The organism is Enterobacter sp. H2G27 (assembly GCF_054403075.1).
The window spans coordinates 1-19486 of record NZ_JBSVSI010000001.1; the positions used below are offsets into that span (position 1 = coordinate 1).

Annotated in this window: 10 protein-coding genes, 1 tRNA gene and 3 rRNA genes; 12 read left to right on the forward strand and 2 right to left on the reverse strand. The window is 55.8% G+C overall.

The genetic code is table 11. From position 1 onward, the window contains the following. The first annotated feature begins 303 nt into the window (after nt 1–303). The 8 genes from ACW9E7_RS00005 to aceK all read left to right on the forward strand — a co-directional run bounded on the left by ACW9E7_RS00005 (nt 304) and on the right by aceK (nt 11428). Nucleotides 304–1843, forward strand: a 16S ribosomal RNA gene (locus ACW9E7_RS00005). 84 nt (nt 1844–1927) lie between these two features. Beyond that, nucleotides 1928–2003, forward strand: a tRNA-Glu gene (locus ACW9E7_RS00010). 184 nt (nt 2004–2187) lie between these two features. Further along, a 23S ribosomal RNA gene (locus tag ACW9E7_RS00015) occupies nt 2188–5092 on the forward strand. A gap of 69 nt (nt 5093–5161) precedes the next feature. Further along, nucleotides 5162–5277 (forward strand): 5S ribosomal RNA (rrf, locus tag ACW9E7_RS00020). Together the 16S, 23S and 5S rRNA genes with 1 tRNA gene alongside form the textbook arrangement of a ribosomal RNA operon. 225 nt (nt 5278–5502) lie before the next feature. Further along, nucleotides 5503–6432, forward strand: a complete 930-nt coding sequence (gene metA / locus ACW9E7_RS00025) for a homoserine O-acetyltransferase MetA (RefSeq protein ID WP_136195985.1) — start codon at nt 5503–5505, stop codon at nt 6430–6432. 270 nt (nt 6433–6702) lie between these two features. After that, nucleotides 6703–8304, forward strand: a complete 1602-nt coding sequence (aceB, locus tag ACW9E7_RS00030; protein ID WP_115876957.1) for a malate synthase A — start codon at nt 6703–6705, stop codon at nt 8302–8304. Nucleotides 8305–8335: 31 nt separating this feature from the next. Beyond that, entirely contained in the window at nt 8336–9640 is a 1305-nt protein-coding gene (gene aceA / locus ACW9E7_RS00035; RefSeq protein ID WP_024906665.1) for an isocitrate lyase, read from the forward strand. A gap of 51 nt (nt 9641–9691) precedes the next feature. After that, nucleotides 9692–11428 (forward strand): bifunctional isocitrate dehydrogenase kinase/phosphatase, encoded by a 1737-nt coding sequence (gene aceK, locus ACW9E7_RS00040; RefSeq protein WP_458727051.1) that lies wholly within the window; start codon nt 9692–9694, stop codon nt 11426–11428. A gap of 37 nt (nt 11429–11465) precedes the next feature. On the opposite strand, the gene iclR is transcribed toward aceK, so the two are convergent. Next, a complete protein-coding gene (gene iclR / locus ACW9E7_RS00045; RefSeq protein WP_127729219.1) occupies nt 11466–12293 on the reverse strand; it encodes a glyoxylate bypass operon transcriptional repressor IclR in 828 nt (275 codons plus the stop codon). 193 nt (nt 12294–12486) lie between these two features. On the opposite strand from iclR, the gene metH reads away from it, so the two are divergent. The 4 genes from metH (at nt 12487) to rluF (ending at nt 19211) form a co-directional block, all read left to right on the forward strand. Beyond that, entirely contained in the window at nt 12487–16170 is a 3684-nt protein-coding gene (gene metH / locus ACW9E7_RS00050) for a methionine synthase (protein ID WP_458727052.1), read from the forward strand. A 116-nt stretch (nt 16171–16286) separates the two neighbouring features. Beyond that, the gene (locus ACW9E7_RS00055) at nt 16287–17918 is read left to right on the forward strand and encodes a Na/Pi cotransporter family protein (protein WP_111965810.1); all 1632 of its coding nucleotides are present in this window, start codon (nt 16287–16289) and stop codon (nt 17916–17918) included. 49 nt (nt 17919–17967) lie between these two features. Next, complete coding sequence (locus ACW9E7_RS00060) at nt 17968–18171, forward strand: type II toxin-antitoxin system CcdA family antitoxin (protein WP_127729223.1); 204 nt, start codon at nt 17968–17970, stop codon at nt 18169–18171. A 167-nt stretch (nt 18172–18338) separates the two neighbouring features. Beyond that, nucleotides 18339–19211 carry a 23S rRNA pseudouridine(2604) synthase RluF gene (rluF, locus tag ACW9E7_RS00065; protein WP_133293565.1) on the forward strand — a complete coding sequence of 291 codons (873 nt, stop codon included), beginning with the start codon at nt 18339–18341 and terminating at the stop codon, nt 19209–19211. Here rluF and ACW9E7_RS00070 read toward each other — a convergent pair whose 3' ends face one another. After that, nucleotides 19212–19484, reverse strand: a complete 273-nt coding sequence (locus ACW9E7_RS00070) for a YjbD family protein (RefSeq protein ID WP_023309994.1) — start codon at nt 19482–19484, stop codon at nt 19212–19214. Nucleotides 19485–19486 lie beyond the last annotated feature (2 nt).

Genomic DNA, 19486 nt, shown 5'->3' on the forward strand with positions numbered 1-19486 from the left:
ACTCCCTATAATGCGCCTCCATCGACACGGCGGATGTGAATCACTTCACAAACAGCCCGGTCGGTTGAAGAGAAAAAATCCTGAAATAACGGGTTGACTCTGAAGGAGGAAAGCGTAATATACGCCACCTCGCAACGGTGAGCGAAAGCCGCGTTGCACTGCTCTTTAACAATTTATCAGACAATCTGTGTGGGCACTCAAAGTGACATGGATTCTTAATGTCTTCGGACAATAAATGAATACCAAGTCTCTGAGTGAACATACGTAATTCATTACGAAGTTTAATTCACGAGCATCAAACTTAAATTGAAGAGTTTGATCATGGCTCAGATTGAACGCTGGCGGCAGGCCTAACACATGCAAGTCGAGCGGTAACACAGGGAGCTTGCTCCTGGGTGACGAGCGGCGGACGGGTGAGTAATGTCTGGGAAACTGCCTGATGGAGGGGGATAACTACTGGAAACGGTAGCTAATACCGCATAACGTCGCAAGACCAAAGAGGGGGACCTTCGGGCCTCTTGCCATCAGATGTGCCCAGATGGGATTAGCTAGTAGGTGGGGTAACGGCTCACCTAGGCGACGATCCCTAGCTGGTCTGAGAGGATGACCAGCCACACTGGAACTGAGACACGGTCCAGACTCCTACGGGAGGCAGCAGTGGGGAATATTGCACAATGGGCGCAAGCCTGATGCAGCCATGCCGCGTGTATGAAGAAGGCCTTCGGGTTGTAAAGTACTTTCAGCGGGGAGGAAGGCGTTGAGGTTAATAACCTCAGCGATTGACGTTACCCGCAGAAGAAGCACCGGCTAACTCCGTGCCAGCAGCCGCGGTAATACGGAGGGTGCAAGCGTTAATCGGAATTACTGGGCGTAAAGCGCACGCAGGCGGTCTGTCAAGTCGGATGTGAAATCCCCGGGCTCAACCTGGGAACTGCATTCGAAACTGGCAGGCTAGAGTCTTGTAGAGGGGGGTAGAATTCCAGGTGTAGCGGTGAAATGCGTAGAGATCTGGAGGAATACCGGTGGCGAAGGCGGCCCCCTGGACAAAGACTGACGCTCAGGTGCGAAAGCGTGGGGAGCAAACAGGATTAGATACCCTGGTAGTCCACGCCGTAAACGATGTCGACTTGGAGGTTGTGCCCTTGAGGCGTGGCTTCCGGAGCTAACGCGTTAAGTCGACCGCCTGGGGAGTACGGCCGCAAGGTTAAAACTCAAATGAATTGACGGGGGCCCGCACAAGCGGTGGAGCATGTGGTTTAATTCGATGCAACGCGAAGAACCTTACCTACTCTTGACATCCAGAGAACTTTCCAGAGATGGATTGGTGCCTTCGGGAACTCTGAGACAGGTGCTGCATGGCTGTCGTCAGCTCGTGTTGTGAAATGTTGGGTTAAGTCCCGCAACGAGCGCAACCCTTATCCTTTGTTGCCAGCGGTTAGGCCGGGAACTCAAAGGAGACTGCCAGTGATAAACTGGAGGAAGGTGGGGATGACGTCAAGTCATCATGGCCCTTACGAGTAGGGCTACACACGTGCTACAATGGCGCATACAAAGAGAAGCGACCTCGCGAGAGCAAGCGGACCTCATAAAGTGCGTCGTAGTCCGGATTGGAGTCTGCAACTCGACTCCATGAAGTCGGAATCGCTAGTAATCGTAGATCAGAATGCTACGGTGAATACGTTCCCGGGCCTTGTACACACCGCCCGTCACACCATGGGAGTGGGTTGCAAAAGAAGTAGGTAGCTTAACCTTCGGGAGGGCGCTTACCACTTTGTGATTCATGACTGGGGTGAAGTCGTAACAAGGTAACCGTAGGGGAACCTGCGGTTGGATCACCTCCTTACCTTAAAGAACCTGCCTTTGTAGTGCTCACACAGATTGTCTGATGAAAAGTAAATAGCAAGGCGTCTTGCGATTGAGACTACACGTCCCCTTCGTCTAGAGGCCCAGGACACCGCCCTTTCACGGCGGTAACAGGGGTTCGAATCCCCTAGGGGACGCCACTTGCTGGTTCGTGAGTGAAAGTCACCTGCCGTCATATCTCAAAACTGACTTACGAGTCACGTTTGAGATATTTGCTCTTTAAAAATCTGGATCAAGCTGAAAATTGAAACGACACATCTTTAATGGTGTGTTCGAGTCTCTCAAATTTTCGCAATCATGAAGTGAAACATCTTCGGGTTGTGAGGTTAAGCGACTAAGCGTACACGGTGGATGCCCTGGCAGTCAGAGGCGATGAAGGACGTGCTAATCTGCGAAAAGCGCCGGCGAGGTGATATGAACCTTTGACCCGGCGATGTCCGAATGGGGAAACCCAGTGCAATTCGTTGCACTATCGTTAACTGAATACATAGGTTAACGAGGCGAACCGGGGGAACTGAAACATCTAAGTACCCCGAGGAAAAGAAATCAACCGAGATTCCCCCAGTAGCGGCGAGCGAACGGGGAGCAGCCCAGAGTCTGAATCAGCTTGTGTGTTAGTGGAAGCGTCTGGAAAGTCGCACGGTACAGGGTGACAGTCCCGTACACGAAAGCACACAGGTTGTGAACTCGAAGAGTAGGGCGGGACACGTGGTATCCTGTCTGAATATGGGGGGACCATCCTCCAAGGCTAAATACTCCTGACTGACCGATAGTGAACCAGTACCGTGAGGGAAAGGCGAAAAGAACCCCGGCGAGGGGAGTGAAAAAGAACCTGAAACCGTGTACGTACAAGCAGTGGGAGCACCTTCGTGGTGTGACTGCGTACCTTTTGTATAATGGGTCAGCGACTTATATTCTGTAGCAAGGTTAACCGTATAGGGGAGCCGAAGGGAAACCGAGTCTTAACTGGGCGTTAAGTTGCAGGGTATAGACCCGAAACCCGGTGATCTAGCCATGGGCAGGTTGAAGGTTGGGTAACACTAACTGGAGGACCGAACCGACTAATGTTGAAAAATTAGCGGATGACTTGTGGCTGGGGGTGAAAGGCCAATCAAACCGGGAGATAGCTGGTTCTCCCCGAAAGCTATTTAGGTAGCGCCTCGTGAACTCATCTTCGGGGGTAGAGCACTGTTTCGGCTAGGGGGCCATCCCGGCTTACCAACCCGATGCAAACTACGAATACCGAAGAATGTTATCACGGGAGACACACGGCGGGTGCTAACGTCCGTCGTGAAGAGGGAAACAACCCAGACCGCCAGCTAAGGTCCCAAAGTCATGGTTAAGTGGGAAACGATGTGGGAAGGCACAGACAGCCAGGATGTTGGCTTAGAAGCAGCCATCATTTAAAGAAAGCGTAATAGCTCACTGGTCGAGTCGGCCTGCGCGGAAGATGTAACGGGGCTAAACCATGCACCGAAGCTGCGGCAGCGACACTATGTGTTGTTGGGTAGGGGAGCGTTCTGTAAGCCGTTGAAGGTGTGCTGTGAGGCATGCTGGAGGTATCAGAAGTGCGAATGCTGACATAAGTAACGATAAAGCGGGTGAAAAGCCCGCTCGCCGGAAGACCAAGGGTTCCTGTCCAACGTTAATCGGGGCAGGGTGAGTCGACCCCTAAGGCGAGGCCGAAAGGCGTAGTCGATGGGAAACAGGTTAATATTCCTGTACTTGGTGTTACTGCGAAGGGGGGACGGAGAAGGCTATGTTAGCCGGGCGACGGTTGTCCCGGTTTAAGCATGTAGGCGGAGGTTCCAGGTAAATCCGGTACCTTATTAACGCTGAGGTGTGATGACGAGGCACTACGGTGCTGAAGTAACAAATGCCCTGCTTCCAGGAAAAGCCTCTAAGCATCAGGTAACACGAAATCGTACCCCAAACCGACACAGGTGGTCAGGTAGAGAATACCAAGGCGCTTGAGAGAACTCGGGTGAAGGAACTAGGCAAAATGGTGCCGTAACTTCGGGAGAAGGCACGCTGATATGTAGGTGAAGCCCCTGCGGGTGGAGCTGAAATCAGTCGAAGATACCAGCTGGCTGCAACTGTTTATTAAAAACACAGCACTGTGCAAACACGAAAGTGGACGTATACGGTGTGACGCCTGCCCGGTGCCGGAAGGTTAATTGATGGGGTTAGCGGCAACGCGAAGCTCTTGATCGAAGCCCCGGTAAACGGCGGCCGTAACTATAACGGTCCTAAGGTAGCGAAATTCCTTGTCGGGTAAGTTCCGACCTGCACGAATGGCGTAATGATGGCCAGGCTGTCTCCACCCGAGACTCAGTGAAATTGAACTCGCTGTGAAGATGCAGTGTACCCGCGGCAAGACGGAAAGACCCCGTGAACCTTTACTATAGCTTGACACTGAACACTGGTCCTTGATGTGTAGGATAGGTGGGAGGCTTTGAAGCGTGGACGCCAGTCTGCGTGGAGCCGTCCTTGAAATACCACCCTTTAATGGCTGGTGTTCTAACGTAGACCCGTGATCCGGGTTGCGGACAGTGTCTGGTGGGTAGTTTGACTGGGGCGGTCTCCTCCCAAAGAGTAACGGAGGAGCACGAAGGTTAGCTAATCCTGGTCGGACATCAGGAGGTTAGTGCAATGGCATAAGCTAGCTTGACTGCGAGAGTGACGGCTCGAGCAGGTGCGAAAGCAGGTCATAGTGATCCGGTGGTTCTGAATGGAAGGGCCATCGCTCAACGGATAAAAGGTACTCCGGGGATAACAGGCTGATACCGCCCAAGAGTTCATATCGACGGCGGTGTTTGGCACCTCGATGTCGGCTCATCACATCCTGGGGCTGAAGTAGGTCCCAAGGGTATGGCTGTTCGCCATTTAAAGTGGTACGCGAGCTGGGTTTAGAACGTCGTGAGACAGTTCGGTCCCTATCTGCCGTGGGCGCTGGAGAATTGAGGGGGGCTGCTCCTAGTACGAGAGGACCGGAGTGGACGCATCACTGGTGTTCGGGTTGTCATGCCAATGGCACTGCCCGGTAGCTAAATGCGGAAAAGATAAGTGCTGAAAGCATCTAAGCACGAAACTTGCCCCGAGATGAGTTCTCCCTGACCCTTTAAGGGTCCTGAAGGAACGTTGAAGACGACGACGTTGATAGGTCGGGTGTGTAAGCGCAGCGATGCGTTGAGCTAACCGATACTAATGAACCGTGAGGCTTAACCTTACAACGCCGAAGGTGTTTTGGCGAAGAGACGCGATATTTTTAGCTTTGATACAGATTTAACAGAATTTGCCTGGCGGCTTTAGCGCGGTGGTCCCACCTGACCCCATGCCGAACTCAGAAGTGAAACGCCGTAGCGCCGATGGTAGTGTGGGGTCTCCCCATGTGAGAGTAGGGAACTGCCAGGCATCAAAATAGAAGAACCCCGTACCGAAAGGTGCGGGGTTTTTTGCTTTTGTTTTTCACTCTCTCCCTGCGGGAGAGAGACGGGGCGAGGGGCATCAAACCGTACCATTCTCTCCTTGAAACTTTCTCACCTTCCGCTTGCAGACTCGACATTCAAACCGTTTCTGAGTATTGTTAGCTATCTGGATGTCTAAACGTTTATACGTATGCTGTGAGGATATAAAGCTATGCCGATTCGGGTGCAGGACGAGCTACCAGCCGTCAATTTCTTGCGTGAAGAAAATGTATTTGTCATGACGACTTCACGTGCGACAGGTCAGGAAATTCGCCCGCTGAAGGTGCTTATTCTCAATCTGATGCCAAAAAAGATCGAAACAGAGAACCAGTTCCTGCGTCTTCTGTCGAACTCCCCGCTGCAGGTCGATATTCAGCTGCTGCGAATCGATGCCCGTGAGTCACGCAACACGCCTTCCGAGCATCTGAACAACTTCTACTGTAACTTCGATGACATTCAGGGTGAAAATTTCGACGGACTGATTGTGACCGGCGCGCCGCTCGGTCTGGTTGAATTTAACGATGTCGCCTACTGGCCGCAGATCAAACAGGTTCTGGAGTGGGCAAAAGATCACGTCACGTCCACGCTGTTTGTCTGTTGGGCGGTACAAGCCGCACTGAATATTCTTTATGGCATCCCGAAGCAAACCCGCACTGAAAAGCTCTCCGGCGTATACGAACACCACATTCTCCATCCACATGCGTTGCTGACGCGTGGTTTCGATGATTCTTTCCTGGCCCCACATTCTCGCTACGCCGATTTCCCGGCCCAGCTAATTCGTGATTACACCGATCTGGAGATCCTGGCCGAAACGGAAGATGGGGACGCTTACCTGTTTGCCAGTAAAGATAAGCGCATTGCCTTTGTGACCGGACATCCTGAGTACGATCCGCACACCCTTGCGGCAGAATATTTCCGTGATGTCGAAGCGGGTCTTAACCCGGATGTCCCGTACAACTATTTCCCGAAGGACGATCCACAAAACAAACCGAGAGCGACCTGGCGCAGCCACGGGAATTTGCTTTTTACTAACTGGCTCAACTATTACGTCTACCAGATCACACCATACGATCTGCGTCACATGAATCCAACTCTGGAGTAATCGTCTGCACTAAACGATCCTAAAGCGTTTCAGCTATTCAAATCAGGCACCTTCGGGTGTCTTTTTTATTTCCGAAATACCACTCATCATTCTTTAAAATTTTAATTTCAATAAAATCAAACAATTAAATTCAATTTATAATTAAAATGGAAATTGTTTTTGATTTTAGAAGAAATAGAGATAGTCTTAATTCTGCTGAGCGAAAACTACCCAACGATCTTTCGTTCGCATCGGGAGCGTGATTTTGGATCTTTGATGAGGAGCAGAGTAATGACTCAACAGGCAACGACGGTCGATGAACTGGCCTTTACCCAGCCGTATGGTGAGCAAGAACAGCAGGTATTGACGGCAGAAGCGGTAGAATTTCTGACTGAACTGGTGACCCGCTTTACGCCGCAGCGTAATAAGCTGCTGGCGGCACGCATTCATCAGCAGCAGGAAATTGATAACGGCAAGTTGCCTGGTTTTATTTCGGAAACCGCTTCCATTCGCCGTGGCGAGTGGAAAATCCGCGGTATCCCTGAAGATTTACAGGATCGTCGCGTTGAGATCACCGGTCCGGTAGAGCGCAAAATGGTGATCAACGCCATGAACGCGAACGTTAAGGTCTTCATGGCCGATTTTGAAGATTCCCTGGCGCCGGACTGGCGTAAGGTCATCGAGGGGCAGATCAACCTGCGCGACGCCGTGAACGGCACCATCAGCTATACCAACGAAGCCGGTAAAATTTACCAGCTCAAACCGAACCCGGCGGTGCTGATCTGCCGCGTGCGCGGCCTGCACCTGCCTGAAAAACATGTCACCTGGCGTGGGGAAGCCATTCCGGGCAGCCTGTTTGATTTCGCGCTCTATTTCTTCCACAACTATAAAGCCCTGCTGGCGAAGGGCAGCGGCCCGTATTTCTATCTGCCTAAAACGCAGGCCTGGCAGGAAGCAGCCTGGTGGAGCGAGGTCTTCAGCTACGCGGAAGATCGTTTCAACCTGCCGCGCGGCACCATCAAAGCCACGCTGCTGATTGAAACGCTGCCTGCCGTATTCCAGATGAATGAAATTCTGCACGCCCTGCGTGACCACATTGTCGGTCTGAACTGCGGACGCTGGGACTATATTTTCAGCTACATCAAAACCCTAAAAAACTATCCCGATCGCGTACTGCCGGATCGCCAGGTCGTGACCATGGATAAACCGTTCCTGAGCGCCTACTCGCGTCTGCTGATCAAAACCTGCCACAAGCGCGGCGCCTTTGCGATGGGCGGCATGGCGGCTTTTATCCCGAGCAAAGACGCAGAGCGCAACAATCAGGTGCTCAACAAGGTGAAAGCCGATAAAGAGCTTGAAGCCCGTAACGGTCACGACGGCACGTGGATTGCGCATCCCGGCCTGGCCGATACGGCAATGGAGGTCTTCAACCGCGTCCTCGGTGACAACAAAAACCAGCTGTTTGTCACGCGTGAAGACGATGCCCCAACGGCTGAAGAACAGCTGCTGGCCCCGTGCGCGGGCGAACGGACGGAAGAGGGGATGCGGGCCAATATTCGCGTTGCGGTGCAGTACATCGAAGCGTGGATCTCCGGCAACGGCTGCGTACCGATCTACGGCCTGATGGAAGATGCCGCGACGGCGGAGATCTCACGTACCTCTATCTGGCAGTGGATCCACCATCAAAAAACGCTCAGCAACGGCAAGCCGGTGACCAAATCCCTGTTCCGCCAGATGCTGGCCGAAGAGATGCGGGTGATCCAGGACGAGCTGGGCGAACACCGCTTCAGCAGCGGACGCTTTGACGACGCCGCGCGCCTGATGGAGCAAATCACGACATCAGATGACTTAATCGACTTCCTGACCCTGCCGGGCTACCGCTTCCTGGCGTAATCCACCACATAACAATATGGAGCATCTGCACATGAAAACCCGTACCCAACAAATCGAAGAATTGAAGAAAGAGTGGACACAACCTCGCTGGGAAGGCATCCGCCGTCCTTACAGCGCTGAGGAAGTGGTGAAATTACGCGGCTCGGTCAATCCGGAATGCACGCTGGCGCAAAATGGCGCGGCGAAAATGTGGAAGCTGCTGCACGGCGGTTCCAAAAAAGGCTACATCAACAGCCTCGGTGCGCTGACCGGCGGTCAGGCCCTGCAGCAGGCGAAGGCGGGTATTGAGGCTATTTACCTCTCCGGCTGGCAGGTCGCGGCGGACGCCAACCTGGCCTCCAGCATGTATCCGGATCAGTCGCTCTATCCAGCTAACTCCGTGCCGTCGGTCGTGGATCGGATCAACAACACCTTCCGTCGTGCGGATCAGATCCAGTGGGCTGCCGGTATCGAACCTGGCGATCCGCGCTTTATTGATTACTTCCTGCCGATCGTTGCGGATGCGGAAGCGGGCTTCGGCGGCGTGCTGAACGCCTTCGAGCTGATGAAATCGATGATTGAGGCCGGTGCAGCGGCCGTTCACTTCGAAGACCAGCTGGCGTCAGTGAAGAAGTGCGGACATATGGGCGGTAAGGTGCTGGTTCCCACACAGGAAGCGGTTCAGAAGCTGGTTGCCGCGCGTCTGGCTGCTGACGTGCTCGGCGTGCCGACGCTGGTCATTGCCCGTACCGATGCGGACGCGGCTGACCTGATCACCTCTGACTGCGATCCGTACGACAGCGAGTTCATCACCGGCGAGCGTACCAGTGAAGGTTTCTATCGTACCCACGCGGGTATCGAGCAGGCGATCAGCCGCGGTCTGGCGTACGCGCCGTACGCGGATCTGGTCTGGTGTGAAACGTCCACGCCGGATCTGGCGCTGGCAAAACGCTTTGCTGATGCCATTCATGCGAAGTATCCGGGCAAACTGCTGGCCTATAACTGCTCGCCGTCCTTCAACTGGCAGAAAAAGCTGGATGACAAAACCATCGCCAGCTTCCAGCAGCAGCTGTCCGACATGGGCTACAAATACCAGTTCATTACCCTGGCCGGTATCCACAGCATGTGGTTCAACATGTTCGACCTGGCGCACGCCTACGCGCAGGGTGAGGGCATGAAGCACTACGTTGAGAAGGTGCAGCAGCCGGAGTTTGCGGCGGGCAAAGATGGCTACACCTTCGTCTCTCACCAGCAGGAAGTGGGCACCGGCTACTTTGATAATGTGACCACGATTATTCAGGGCGGCACCTCCTCCGTCACCGCCTTGACGGGTTCAACGGAAGAAGCACAGTTCTAATCTTTTCCCCCTCTCCCCCCTGGGGAGAGGGCTGGTGGTGAGGGGGAATATATGTCGCGTGGCCTGGAATTACTGATTGCCCAAACTATTTTGCAGGGCTTCGATGCCCAGTATGGTCGTTTTCTTGAAGTGACCTCCGGCGCGCAGCAGCGCTTCGAACACGCAGACTGGCATGCGGTTCAGCAGGCCATGAAGCAGCGTATCCATCTTTATGACCACCACGTGGGTCTGGTGGTGGAGCAGCTGCGCTGTATTACCGACGGTAAAAGTCCGGACGCGGAATTTTTACTGCGCGTGAAGGAGCACTACACCCATCTGTTACCCGACTACCCGCGCTTCGAGATTGCGGAGAGCTTTTTCAACTCCGTCTATTGCCGGTTATTTGACCACCGCTCATTATCTCCTGAGCGGTTATTTATCTTCAGCTCCCAGCCCGAGCGGCGCTTTCGTACCATTCCGCGTCCGCTGGCGAAAGATTTCTTTCCCGATCGCGGATGGGAAAAGCTCCTGCACCGCGTGCTAACGGATTTGCCGCTGCGCCTGCCCTGGGAGAATAAAACCCGAGATATTGGTTATATCCACGCGCATCTCAACGAAACCTTCGGCGCGGAGTTGCTCAGCCACAGCCATTTGCAGGTTGCCAACGAGCTTTTCTACCGCAATAAAGCCGCCTGGCTGGTGGGTAAACTGGTTACCCCTACGGCCATTGTGCCGTTTCTGCTGCCCATTCACCGCACCGACGGTGGGGAACTGTTTGTCGATACCTGTCTGACCACCGGCGCCGAGGCCAGCATCGTGTTTGGCTTCGCACGCTCCTATTTTATGGTCTATGCACCGTTACCTGCCGCGCTGGTGGAGTGGCTGCGCGAGATCCTGCCGGGCAAAACCACCGCCGAGCTGTATATGGCTATTGGCTGCCAGAAGCACGCCAAAACGGAAAGCTACCGGGAATACCTGCGTTATGTCACCACGGCCGATGAGCAGTTCATCGAAGCGCCCGGCATTCGCGGCATGGTGATGCTGGTGTTTACGCTGCCGGGTTTCGACCGGGTATTTAAGGTGATCAAAGACAGATTCGCGCCGCAGAAAGAGATGACCGCCGCGCACGTCCGCGCCTGCTATCAGCTGGTTAAAGAGCACGACCGCGTCGGTCGCATGGCGGATACCCAGGAATTTGAAAACTTTGTGCTGGATAAGCAGCAGATCGACCCGGCGCTCATGGCGCTATTAATGCAGGAAGTACCGGCTAAGATCACCGATCTTGGTGATAAAATCGTGATTAGCCATCTCTATATTGAACGCCGCATGGTGCCGCTGAATATCTGGCTGGAGCAGTCCGAAGGTCAGGCTTTAAGAGATGCGATTGAAGAGTACGGCAACGCGATTCGCCAGCTTGCCGCCGCCAATATCTTCCCGGGCGATATGCTGTTCAAAAACTTCGGCGTTACCCGTCACGGGCGGGTGGTGTTCTACGATTACGACGAAATTTGCTACATGACTGAAGTGAATTTCCGCGATATCCCACCGCCCCGCTACCCGGAAGATGAGCTTTCCAGCGAGCCGTGGTACAGCGTCTCGCCGGGCGATGTTTTTCCCGAAGAGTTTCGCCACTGGCTGTGCGCCGACCCGCGCATCGGGCCGCTATTCGAAGAGATGCATGCCGATCTGTTTCGCGCCAGCTACTGGCGCGGCCTGCAAACGCGGATCAAAAATGGGCATGTCGAAGATGTGTATGCATACCGCCGCAAGCAGCGGTTTTGCATCAGGTTTTCAGAGGGCATCATGTAGGCCGGGTATGGCGAAGCCGCCACCCGGCAATGCATGCTTAACGAATCCCACCGTACGCCAGCGTCACCTCTTTCGCCGCCTTAATTACCAGTGCGCCCAGCTCGGTAACCCGGTCATCGGTCATGCGCGAAATCGGTCCGGAGATGGAGATGGCGGCAAACGGCTCGCGGTGCTCGTCAAAAATACAGGCTGCGATACAGCGCAGGCCGAGGGCGTGCTCCTCGTCGTCAAACGAATAGCCGCGCTTGCGGGTCAGGGCCAGATCTTCTTTCAGATGGACGGGTGACACCAGCGTGGCGTGGGTATAGGCGTGCAGCCCTTTACGGTGCAGCAGCCCCGTCACCTGCTCCTCGCTCAGCTGCGAGAGAAATGCCTTTCCCGCGCCGGAGGCGTGCATCGGCAGCTTGCCGCCAATCGGCGCGGACATGCGCATCAGCTGCGTGCACTGCACCTGGTCGATGATAATCGCCTGATGGTCGCTCTGGTCCAGCACCGCCAGGTTTACGGTCTCGCCGGAGTCCTCCATCAACTTGCGCAGAATCGGGTGAACAATCGCCAGCAGGTTGCGGCTCTGCAGGAAGCTGCTGCCAACAATAAATGCATGCGCGCCCACCGCCCAGTGCCCCAGCTCGCCCACCTGGCGGACAAAGCCCAGCTGCTGCATGGTGGTCAGAAGACGGTGCGTCGTGGAGTTCGGCAGGCCAGCCTGCTGGGCAAGCTCCGTCAGGGCCACGCTGCTGTGCGACTCGGCTATCCACTCCAGCAGCTTCAAACCGCGCGTGAGCGATTGAACCTGTCCGCCCTGTTGTGCGGTGGTGGCAGCAGCAGGTTTTCTGCCGCGTTTAGCGGGAACGGTCGCGACCATGACGATCTCCTTTTTCTGTATCGTGGAAATCATTTTCGTTTTATTTGGTGAATTTGCAACCGTTCTCCTGACTGATCGGAGGAGTGATGGTGAACATGTCTCATGTTACCGCTGAGCGGCTTTTCCACCCTGCGAGATTGTGCCAGTATGGAACGCAGCCTTTTGGCCTTGTTGAGCGTTGTCGGGAGCAAGTGTGAGCAGCAAAGTAGAGCAACTGCGTGCGCAGTTAAATGAACGAATTCTGGTGCTGGACGGCGGCATGGGCACCATGATCCAGGGGTATCGTCTGAGTGAAGGCGATTTCCGCGGCGAACGCTTTGCCGACTGGCCCTGCGACCTGAAAGGGAACAACGACCTGCTGGTGCTCAGCAAGCCGTCCGTCATTAAGGATATCCACAACGCCTACTTCGAAGCGGGTGCGGATATCATTGAAACCAACACCTTTAACTCGACAACCATCGCCATGGCGGATTACCAGATGGAATCCCTGTCGGCGGAAATCAACCTGGAAGCCGCGAAGCTGGCGCGCGCCTGCGCCGACGAGTGGACGGCCCGCACGCCGGACAAGCCTCGCTACGTTGCCGGGGTGCTTGGCCCAACCAACCGCACCGCGTCGATTTCACCGGACGTCAACGACCCGGCGTTTCGTAATATCACCTTTGACCAGCTGGTTGCTGCCTACCGTGAATCGACCAAAGCGCTGGTGGAAGGCGGTTCCGATCTGATCCTGATTGAAACGGTATTCGACACCCTCAACGCCAAGGCCGCGATTTACGCGGTAAAAGAGGAGTTTGAGGCGCTGGGCGTTGACCTGCCGATCATGATTTCCGGTACCATCACCGACGCTTCCGGGCGCACTCTGTCCGGCCAGACCACCGAAGCGTTTTATAACTCCCTGCGTCATGCCGACGCGCTCTCCTTCGGCCTGAACTGCGCGCTGGGGCCGGATGAACTGCGCCAGTACGTGCAGGAGCTTTCGCGCATTGCGGAATGCTACGTCACCGCCCACCCGAACGCCGGTCTGCCGAACGCCTTCGGCGAATACGATCTTGATGCCGATACCATGGCGGCGCAAATCCGCGAGTGGGCCGAGTCTGGGTTTCTGAACATCGTCGGCGGCTGCTGCGGCACCACGCCTGAACATATCGCTGCTATGAGCAACGCCGTGGCGGGGCTGCCGCCGCGCAAGCTGCCCGAGCTTCCGGTTGCCTGTCGTCTCTCCGGCCTTGAGCCGTTGACCATCGGCGAAGACAGCCTGTTTGTGAACGTGGGCGAGCGTACGAACGTTACCGGTTCCGCGAAGTTCAAACGCCTGATCAAAGAAGAGAAGTACAGCGAAGCGCTGGACGTCGCGCGTCAGCAGGTGGAAAACGGCGCGCAGATTATTGATATCAACATGGATGAGGGGATGCTCGACGCCGAAGCGGCGATGGTGCGTTTCCTCAACCTGATTGCCGGTGAGCCGGACATTGCCCGCGTGCCGATCATGATCGACTCCTCCAAATGGGAAGTGATCGAGAAGGGGCTCAAGTGCATTCAGGGAAAAGGCATCGTCAACTCTATCTCGATGAAAGAGGGCGTGGATATCTTTATCCACCACGCGAAGATGGTGCGCCGCTACGGTGCCGCCGTGGTGGTGATGGCTTTTGACGAAGTGGGCCAGGCCGATACCCGCGCGCGTAAAATTGAGATTTGCCGCCGCGCGTACAAAATACTGACCGAAGAGGTGGGCTTCCCGCCGGAAGACATCATCTTTGACCCGAACATCTTCGCCGTGGCGACCGGTATCGAAGAGCACAATAACTACGCCCAGGACTTTATCGGCGCGTGCGAGGACATTAAGCGCGAGCTGCCGCATGCGCTGATCTCCGGCGGCGTGTCGAACGTGTCGTTCTCGTTCCGCGGTAACGACCCGGTGCGCGAAGCGATCCACGCCGTGTTCCTCTACTACGCCATCCGCAACGGGATGGACATGGGGATCGTCAACGCCGGCCAGCTGGCGATTTACGACGACCTGCCCGCAGAGCTGCGCGACGCGGTAGAAGACGTGATCCTTAACCGTCGCGACGACGCCACCGAGCGCATGCTGGACCTGGCGGAAAAATACCGCGGCAGCAAATCGGATGAATCGGCCAACGTTCAGCAGGCCGAGTGGCGCGCCTGGGACGTGAAAAAGCGTCTGGAATATTCGCTGGTAAAAGGCATCACCGAGTTTATCGAGCAGGATACCGAAGAGGCGCGTCAGCAGTCAGCCCGCCCGATCGAGGTGATCGAAGGGCCGCTGATGGACGGCATGAACGTGGTGGGCGATCTGTTCGGTGAGGGCAAAATGTTCCTGCCGCAGGTGGTGAAATCCGCCCGAGTGATGAAGCAGGCCGTGGCGTACCTGGAGCCGTTTATCGAGGCCAGCAAAGAGAAAGGCTCCAGCAACGGCAAAATGGTCATTGCCACCGTCAAGGGCGACGTGCACGACATCGGCAAGAACATTGTCGGTGTGGTGCTGCAGTGCAATAACTACGAGATTATCGACCTTGGCGTCATGGTCCCCGCGGATAAAATCCTCAAGACCGCGCGCGAAGTGAATGCCGACCTGATTGGCCTCTCCGGGCTGATCACCCCGTCGCTGGACGAAATGGTTAACGTGGCGAAGGAGATGGAGCGCCAGGGCTTCACCATTCCTCTGCTGATTGGCGGCGCGACCACCTCCAAAGCGCACACGGCGGTCAAAATCGAGCAGAACTACAGCGGGCCGACGGTCTACGTTCAGAACGCCTCGCGCACGGTGGGCGTGGTGTCCGCGCTGCTCTCTGACACCCAGCGCGACGAGTTTGTTGAGCGCACCCGCAAAGAGTACGAAACCGTTCGCATCCAGCACGGGCGCAAGAAACCGCGCACCCCGCCAGTTTCACTCCAGGCGGCGCGCGATAACGATCTGGCTTTTGACTGGTCGAGCTATACGCCGCCGGTCGCGCATCGGCTGGGCGTTCAGGAGGTCAGCGCCAGCATAGAAACGCTGCGCAACTACATCGACTGGACGCCGTTCTTTATGACCTGGTCGCTGGCGGGCAAATATCCGCGCATCCTGGAAGATGAGGTCGTAGGTGAAGAAGCGAAACGCCTGTTTAAAGATGCCAACGATATGCTCGACACGCTGAGTGCTGAGAAAACCCTCAATCCGCGCGGCGTGGTGGGGCTATTCCCGGCCAACCGCGTGGGAGACGACATCGAAATTTATCGCGATGAAACCCGCACCCACGTGCTGGCGGTCAGCCGCCATCTGCGTCAGCAAACCGAGAAAGTGGGCTTTGCCAACTACTGCCTGGCCGATTTTGTCGCGCCGAAGCTGAGCGGAAAAGCCGACTATATCGGCGCCTTTGCGGTAACCGGCGGTCTGGAAGAAGATGCGCTGGCGGACGCGTACGAAGCGCAGCACGACGATTACAATAAAATCATGGTGAAAGCGATAGCCGACCGCCTGGCAGAAGCCTTCGCCGAGTACCTGCACGAGCGCGTGCGCAAGGTGCACTGGGGCTACGCGGCGAATGAAAACCTCAGCAACGAGGAGCTGATCCGCGAAAACTACCAGGGTATTCGTCCGGCACCGGGATATCCGGCCTGTCCGGAACACACCGAAAAGGGCACTATCTGGCAACTGCTGGACGTCGAAGCCCATACCGGAATGAAGCTCACCGAGTCGTTCGCCATGTGGCCGGGTGCGTCCGTCTCCGGCTGGTACTTCAGCCACCCGGACAGCAAGTACTTTGCCGTGGCGCAGCTGCAGCGCGATCAGATTGAAGATTACGCCCTGCGCAAAGGCATGAGCGTATCAGAAGTCGAGCGCTGGCTGGCACCGAATTTAGGCTACGACGCAGACTAACGTCACTTTTCCTTACAACAAACAGGGCACCTCAAGGGTGCCTTGTCTCTTTCTTACGCTTAAACCCTTATACTGAACCTATGGAAAACGAATAACGATAAGGAGGAAAACCTTTCGTGCTGACCTTGTTACACCTGCTTTCTGCAGTCGCACTGCTCGTATGGGGCACCCATATCGTTCGTACCGGCGTGATGCGCGTCTTTGGCGCGCGCTTGCGTACCGTTCTCAGCAGCAGCGTTGAGAAGAAGCCGCTCGCCTTCTGCGCGGGTATTGGCGTAACGGCACTGGTGCAGAGCAGTAACGCCACAACCCTGCTTGTCACCTCCTTTGTGGCGCAGGATCTGGTGGCGCTGGCTCCGGCGCTGGTCATTGTGCTGGGGGCCGACGTGGGGACCGCGCTGATGGCGCGTATCCTGACCTTCGATCTCTCCTGGCTGTCGCCGCTGCTGATTTTTGTCGGCGTCATCTTCTTCCTCGGCCGCAAACAGACGCGCGCCGGCCAGCTTGGACGCGTGGGCATTGGCCTGGGGCTGATTCTGCTGGCGCTGGAGCTGATTGTGCAGGCGGTCACCCCTATTACCGAGGCCAACGGCGTTCAGGTCATCTTCGCTTCCCTGACCGGGGACATCATGCTCGACGCGCTGATTGGCGCGGTGTTTGCCATCGTCAGCTACTCCAGCCTGGCCGCCGTGCTGCTGACGGCCACGCTTACTGCCGCCGGGGCGATCTCCTTCCCGGTGGCGCTGTGTCTGGTGATAGGTGCCAACCTCGGCTCTGGCCTGCTGGCGATGCTCAATAACAGCGCGGCCAACGCTGCCGCCCGCCGCGTGGCGCTCGGTAGCCTGCTGTTTAAGCTGGTGGGCAGCCTGATTATCCTGCCCTTTATCCATCCGCTGGCGAACCTGATGGACAACCTCCCGCTGCCGAAGGCGGAGCTGGTGATCTACTTCCACGTGTTCTATAACCTGGTGCGCTGCCTGGCGATGGTGCCTTTTGCCGGGCCGATGGCCCGCTTCTGCGAACGTCTCATTCAGGACGAACCGGAGCTGGATGCGCGCCTGAAGCCGAAGCACCTGGATACGTCCGCGCTGGATACCCCGGCACTGGCGCTGGCGAATGCCGCGCGCGAGACGCTGCGCATGGGCGACGCGATGGAAACCATGCTCGAAGGCCTGCAAAAGGTGATGCACGGCGAGCCGCGAGAGGAGAAAGAGCTGCGCAGACTGGCGGACGATATCAACGTGCTCTATACCGCCATTAAGCTTTACCTGGCGCGCATGCCGCAGGACGAACTGGCGGAAGAGGAGTCCCGCCGCTGGGCGGAAATCATTGAGATGTCGCTTAACCTTGAGCAGGCCTCCGATATTGTTGAGCGCATGGGCAGCGAGATAGCCGATAAATCGCTGGCCGCACGCCGGGCGTTCTCCGTTGAAGGCTTAAAAGAGCTTGAAGCGCTGCACGAACAGCTGGTCAGCAACCTCAAGCTGGCGATGCTGGTCTTCTTTTCCAGCGACGTGCCGAGCGCGCGCCGCCTGCGCCGCAACAAGCATCGTTTCCGTATCCTGAACCGCCGCTATTCGCACGCCCACGTTGAGCGTCTTCACCAGCAGAACGTGCAGAGCATCGAAACCAGCTCGCTTCATCTGGGGCTGCTGGGGGATATGAAGCGTCTCAACTCGTTGTTCTGCGCGGTGGCCTACAGCGTGATGGAACAGCCGGATGAAGATGACGAGCGGGATGAGTATTAATCTCTGAAAGCGCCTCGCAAAACTTTTTTGCGAGGCGTGACACCTTATCATGCGCCATTTACACACTACACTTCGCCAATTCATGCGCATTCCGATGGGGGGCTCATGCGCACTACTCATGGCTGCACTGCAGGAGCAGTTTCGTGCGCATCAGCGCGCAGAGTGGTTAGCAGAAAATAAAGTTTCTATCGAGGCCATTAACCAGTGGGTTGATGAAAACGGCTCCTTTAGTGACTTTCAGAGGTCATTCTGATGGATCAATAGGCAGGCATATCGCCAAAAGAGTTAGGCGAGCGTGTCGCCGATCTTACGCAAAACAGTGCTTCATTGCGGGATGCACTCGATTTTTTGATCAACGGTTACTAACACTTTTTTGTCAGCCGCAAGGTAAGGTATATTTCGCCCTTCACAGGAGAAACTATGCTGCCAACTCAATCAACCCGATTAAACAAATACATCAGCGAGAGCGGAATCTGCTCACGTCGCGAGGCTGACCGTTACATTGAACAAGGTAACGTGTTTCTTAACGGCAAACGCGCCACCATCGGCGATCAGGTGGTCCCTGGCGATGTGGTTAAAGTGAATGGTCAGGTCATCGAACCGCGTGATGCTGAAGACCTGGTGTTTATCGCGTTGAACAAACCGGTTGGGATTGTCAGCACCACGGAAGACGGCGAGCGGGACAACATCGTTGATTTCGTGAACCACAGCAGCCGTATCTTCCCGATCGGCCGTCTGGATAAAGACTCTCAGGGGCTGATTTTCCTCACCAACCACGGCGATCTGGTCAACAAAATTCTGCGTGCCGGTAACGACCACGAGAAAGAGTATATCGTGACGGTGAATAAGCCGATCACGGACGACTTTATTCGCGGCATGGGCGCCGGTGTGCCGATCCTCGGTACCGTTACGAAAAAGTGTAAGGTGAAAAAAGAAGCGCCGTTCGCGTTCCGTATTACCCTGGTGCAGGGCTTAAACCGCCAGATCCGCCGCATGTGCGAGTATTTCGGTTATGAAGTGACGAAGCTTGAGCGCACGCGCATCATGAACGTTAGCCTGTCCGGCATCCCGCTGGGTGAGTGGCGCGACTTAACGGACGACGAGCTGATCGAGCTGTTCAAGCTTATCGAGAACTCCTCGTCCGAAGCGAAGCCGAAGGCCAAAGCAAAACCGAAAGCTCAGGCGATTAAGCGCCCGGTCGTGAAGGCGCCGCAGGCGGAAGAGAAAGGGCGAGGCAAGCCGGGCAACGGAAAACGCTTTACCCAGCCGGGGCGTAAAAAGAAAGGGCGCTGATTAGCGCCTTCCACGGGTTGATGTGGTGGCGGACCAGGAAAAGGTCGCTTCTGCATCAGGTTTATAAGCCTGCTCTTTTTTCAGCTTGCGGGCCTTTTTCGCCGCGGCGTCACGTTGCGCCATCAGCTTATCGATGTACTCTTTTTTCACCTGATTGGTTTCGGCGTTCGTCAGCGTGCGGCCATGTGCGATACGAGCGCGGTCGAGAAGCGTTTTCAGCTCGCGCTGCTCGGCTTCCGTCATGTCTTTCTGGGTCAAACGTGGTGTAGCCATTG

Excerpts from the sequence above, each read along its gene's own strand:
- metA (WP_136195985.1), top strand. The coding sequence starts at position 5,503 with ATGCCGATTCGGGTGCAGGACGAGCTACCAGCCGTCAATTTCTTGCGT.
- ACW9E7_RS00070 (WP_023309994.1), bottom strand. The coding sequence starts at position 19,484 with ATGGCTACACCACGTTTGACCCAGAAAGACATGACGGAAGCCGAGCAG.
- iclR (WP_127729219.1), bottom strand. The coding sequence starts at position 12,293 with ATGGTCGCGACCGTTCCCGCTAAACGCGGCAGAAAACCTGCTGCTGCC.
- ACW9E7_RS00060 (WP_127729223.1), top strand. The coding sequence starts at position 17,968 with ATGCGCCATTTACACACTACACTTCGCCAATTCATGCGCATTCCGATG.
- rluF (WP_133293565.1), top strand. The coding sequence starts at position 18,339 with ATGCTGCCAACTCAATCAACCCGATTAAACAAATACATCAGCGAGAGC.
- aceA (WP_024906665.1), top strand. The coding sequence starts at position 8,336 with ATGAAAACCCGTACCCAACAAATCGAAGAATTGAAGAAAGAGTGGACA.
- aceB (WP_115876957.1), top strand. The coding sequence starts at position 6,703 with ATGACTCAACAGGCAACGACGGTCGATGAACTGGCCTTTACCCAGCCG.
- aceK (WP_458727051.1), top strand. The coding sequence starts at position 9,692 with ATGTCGCGTGGCCTGGAATTACTGATTGCCCAAACTATTTTGCAGGGC.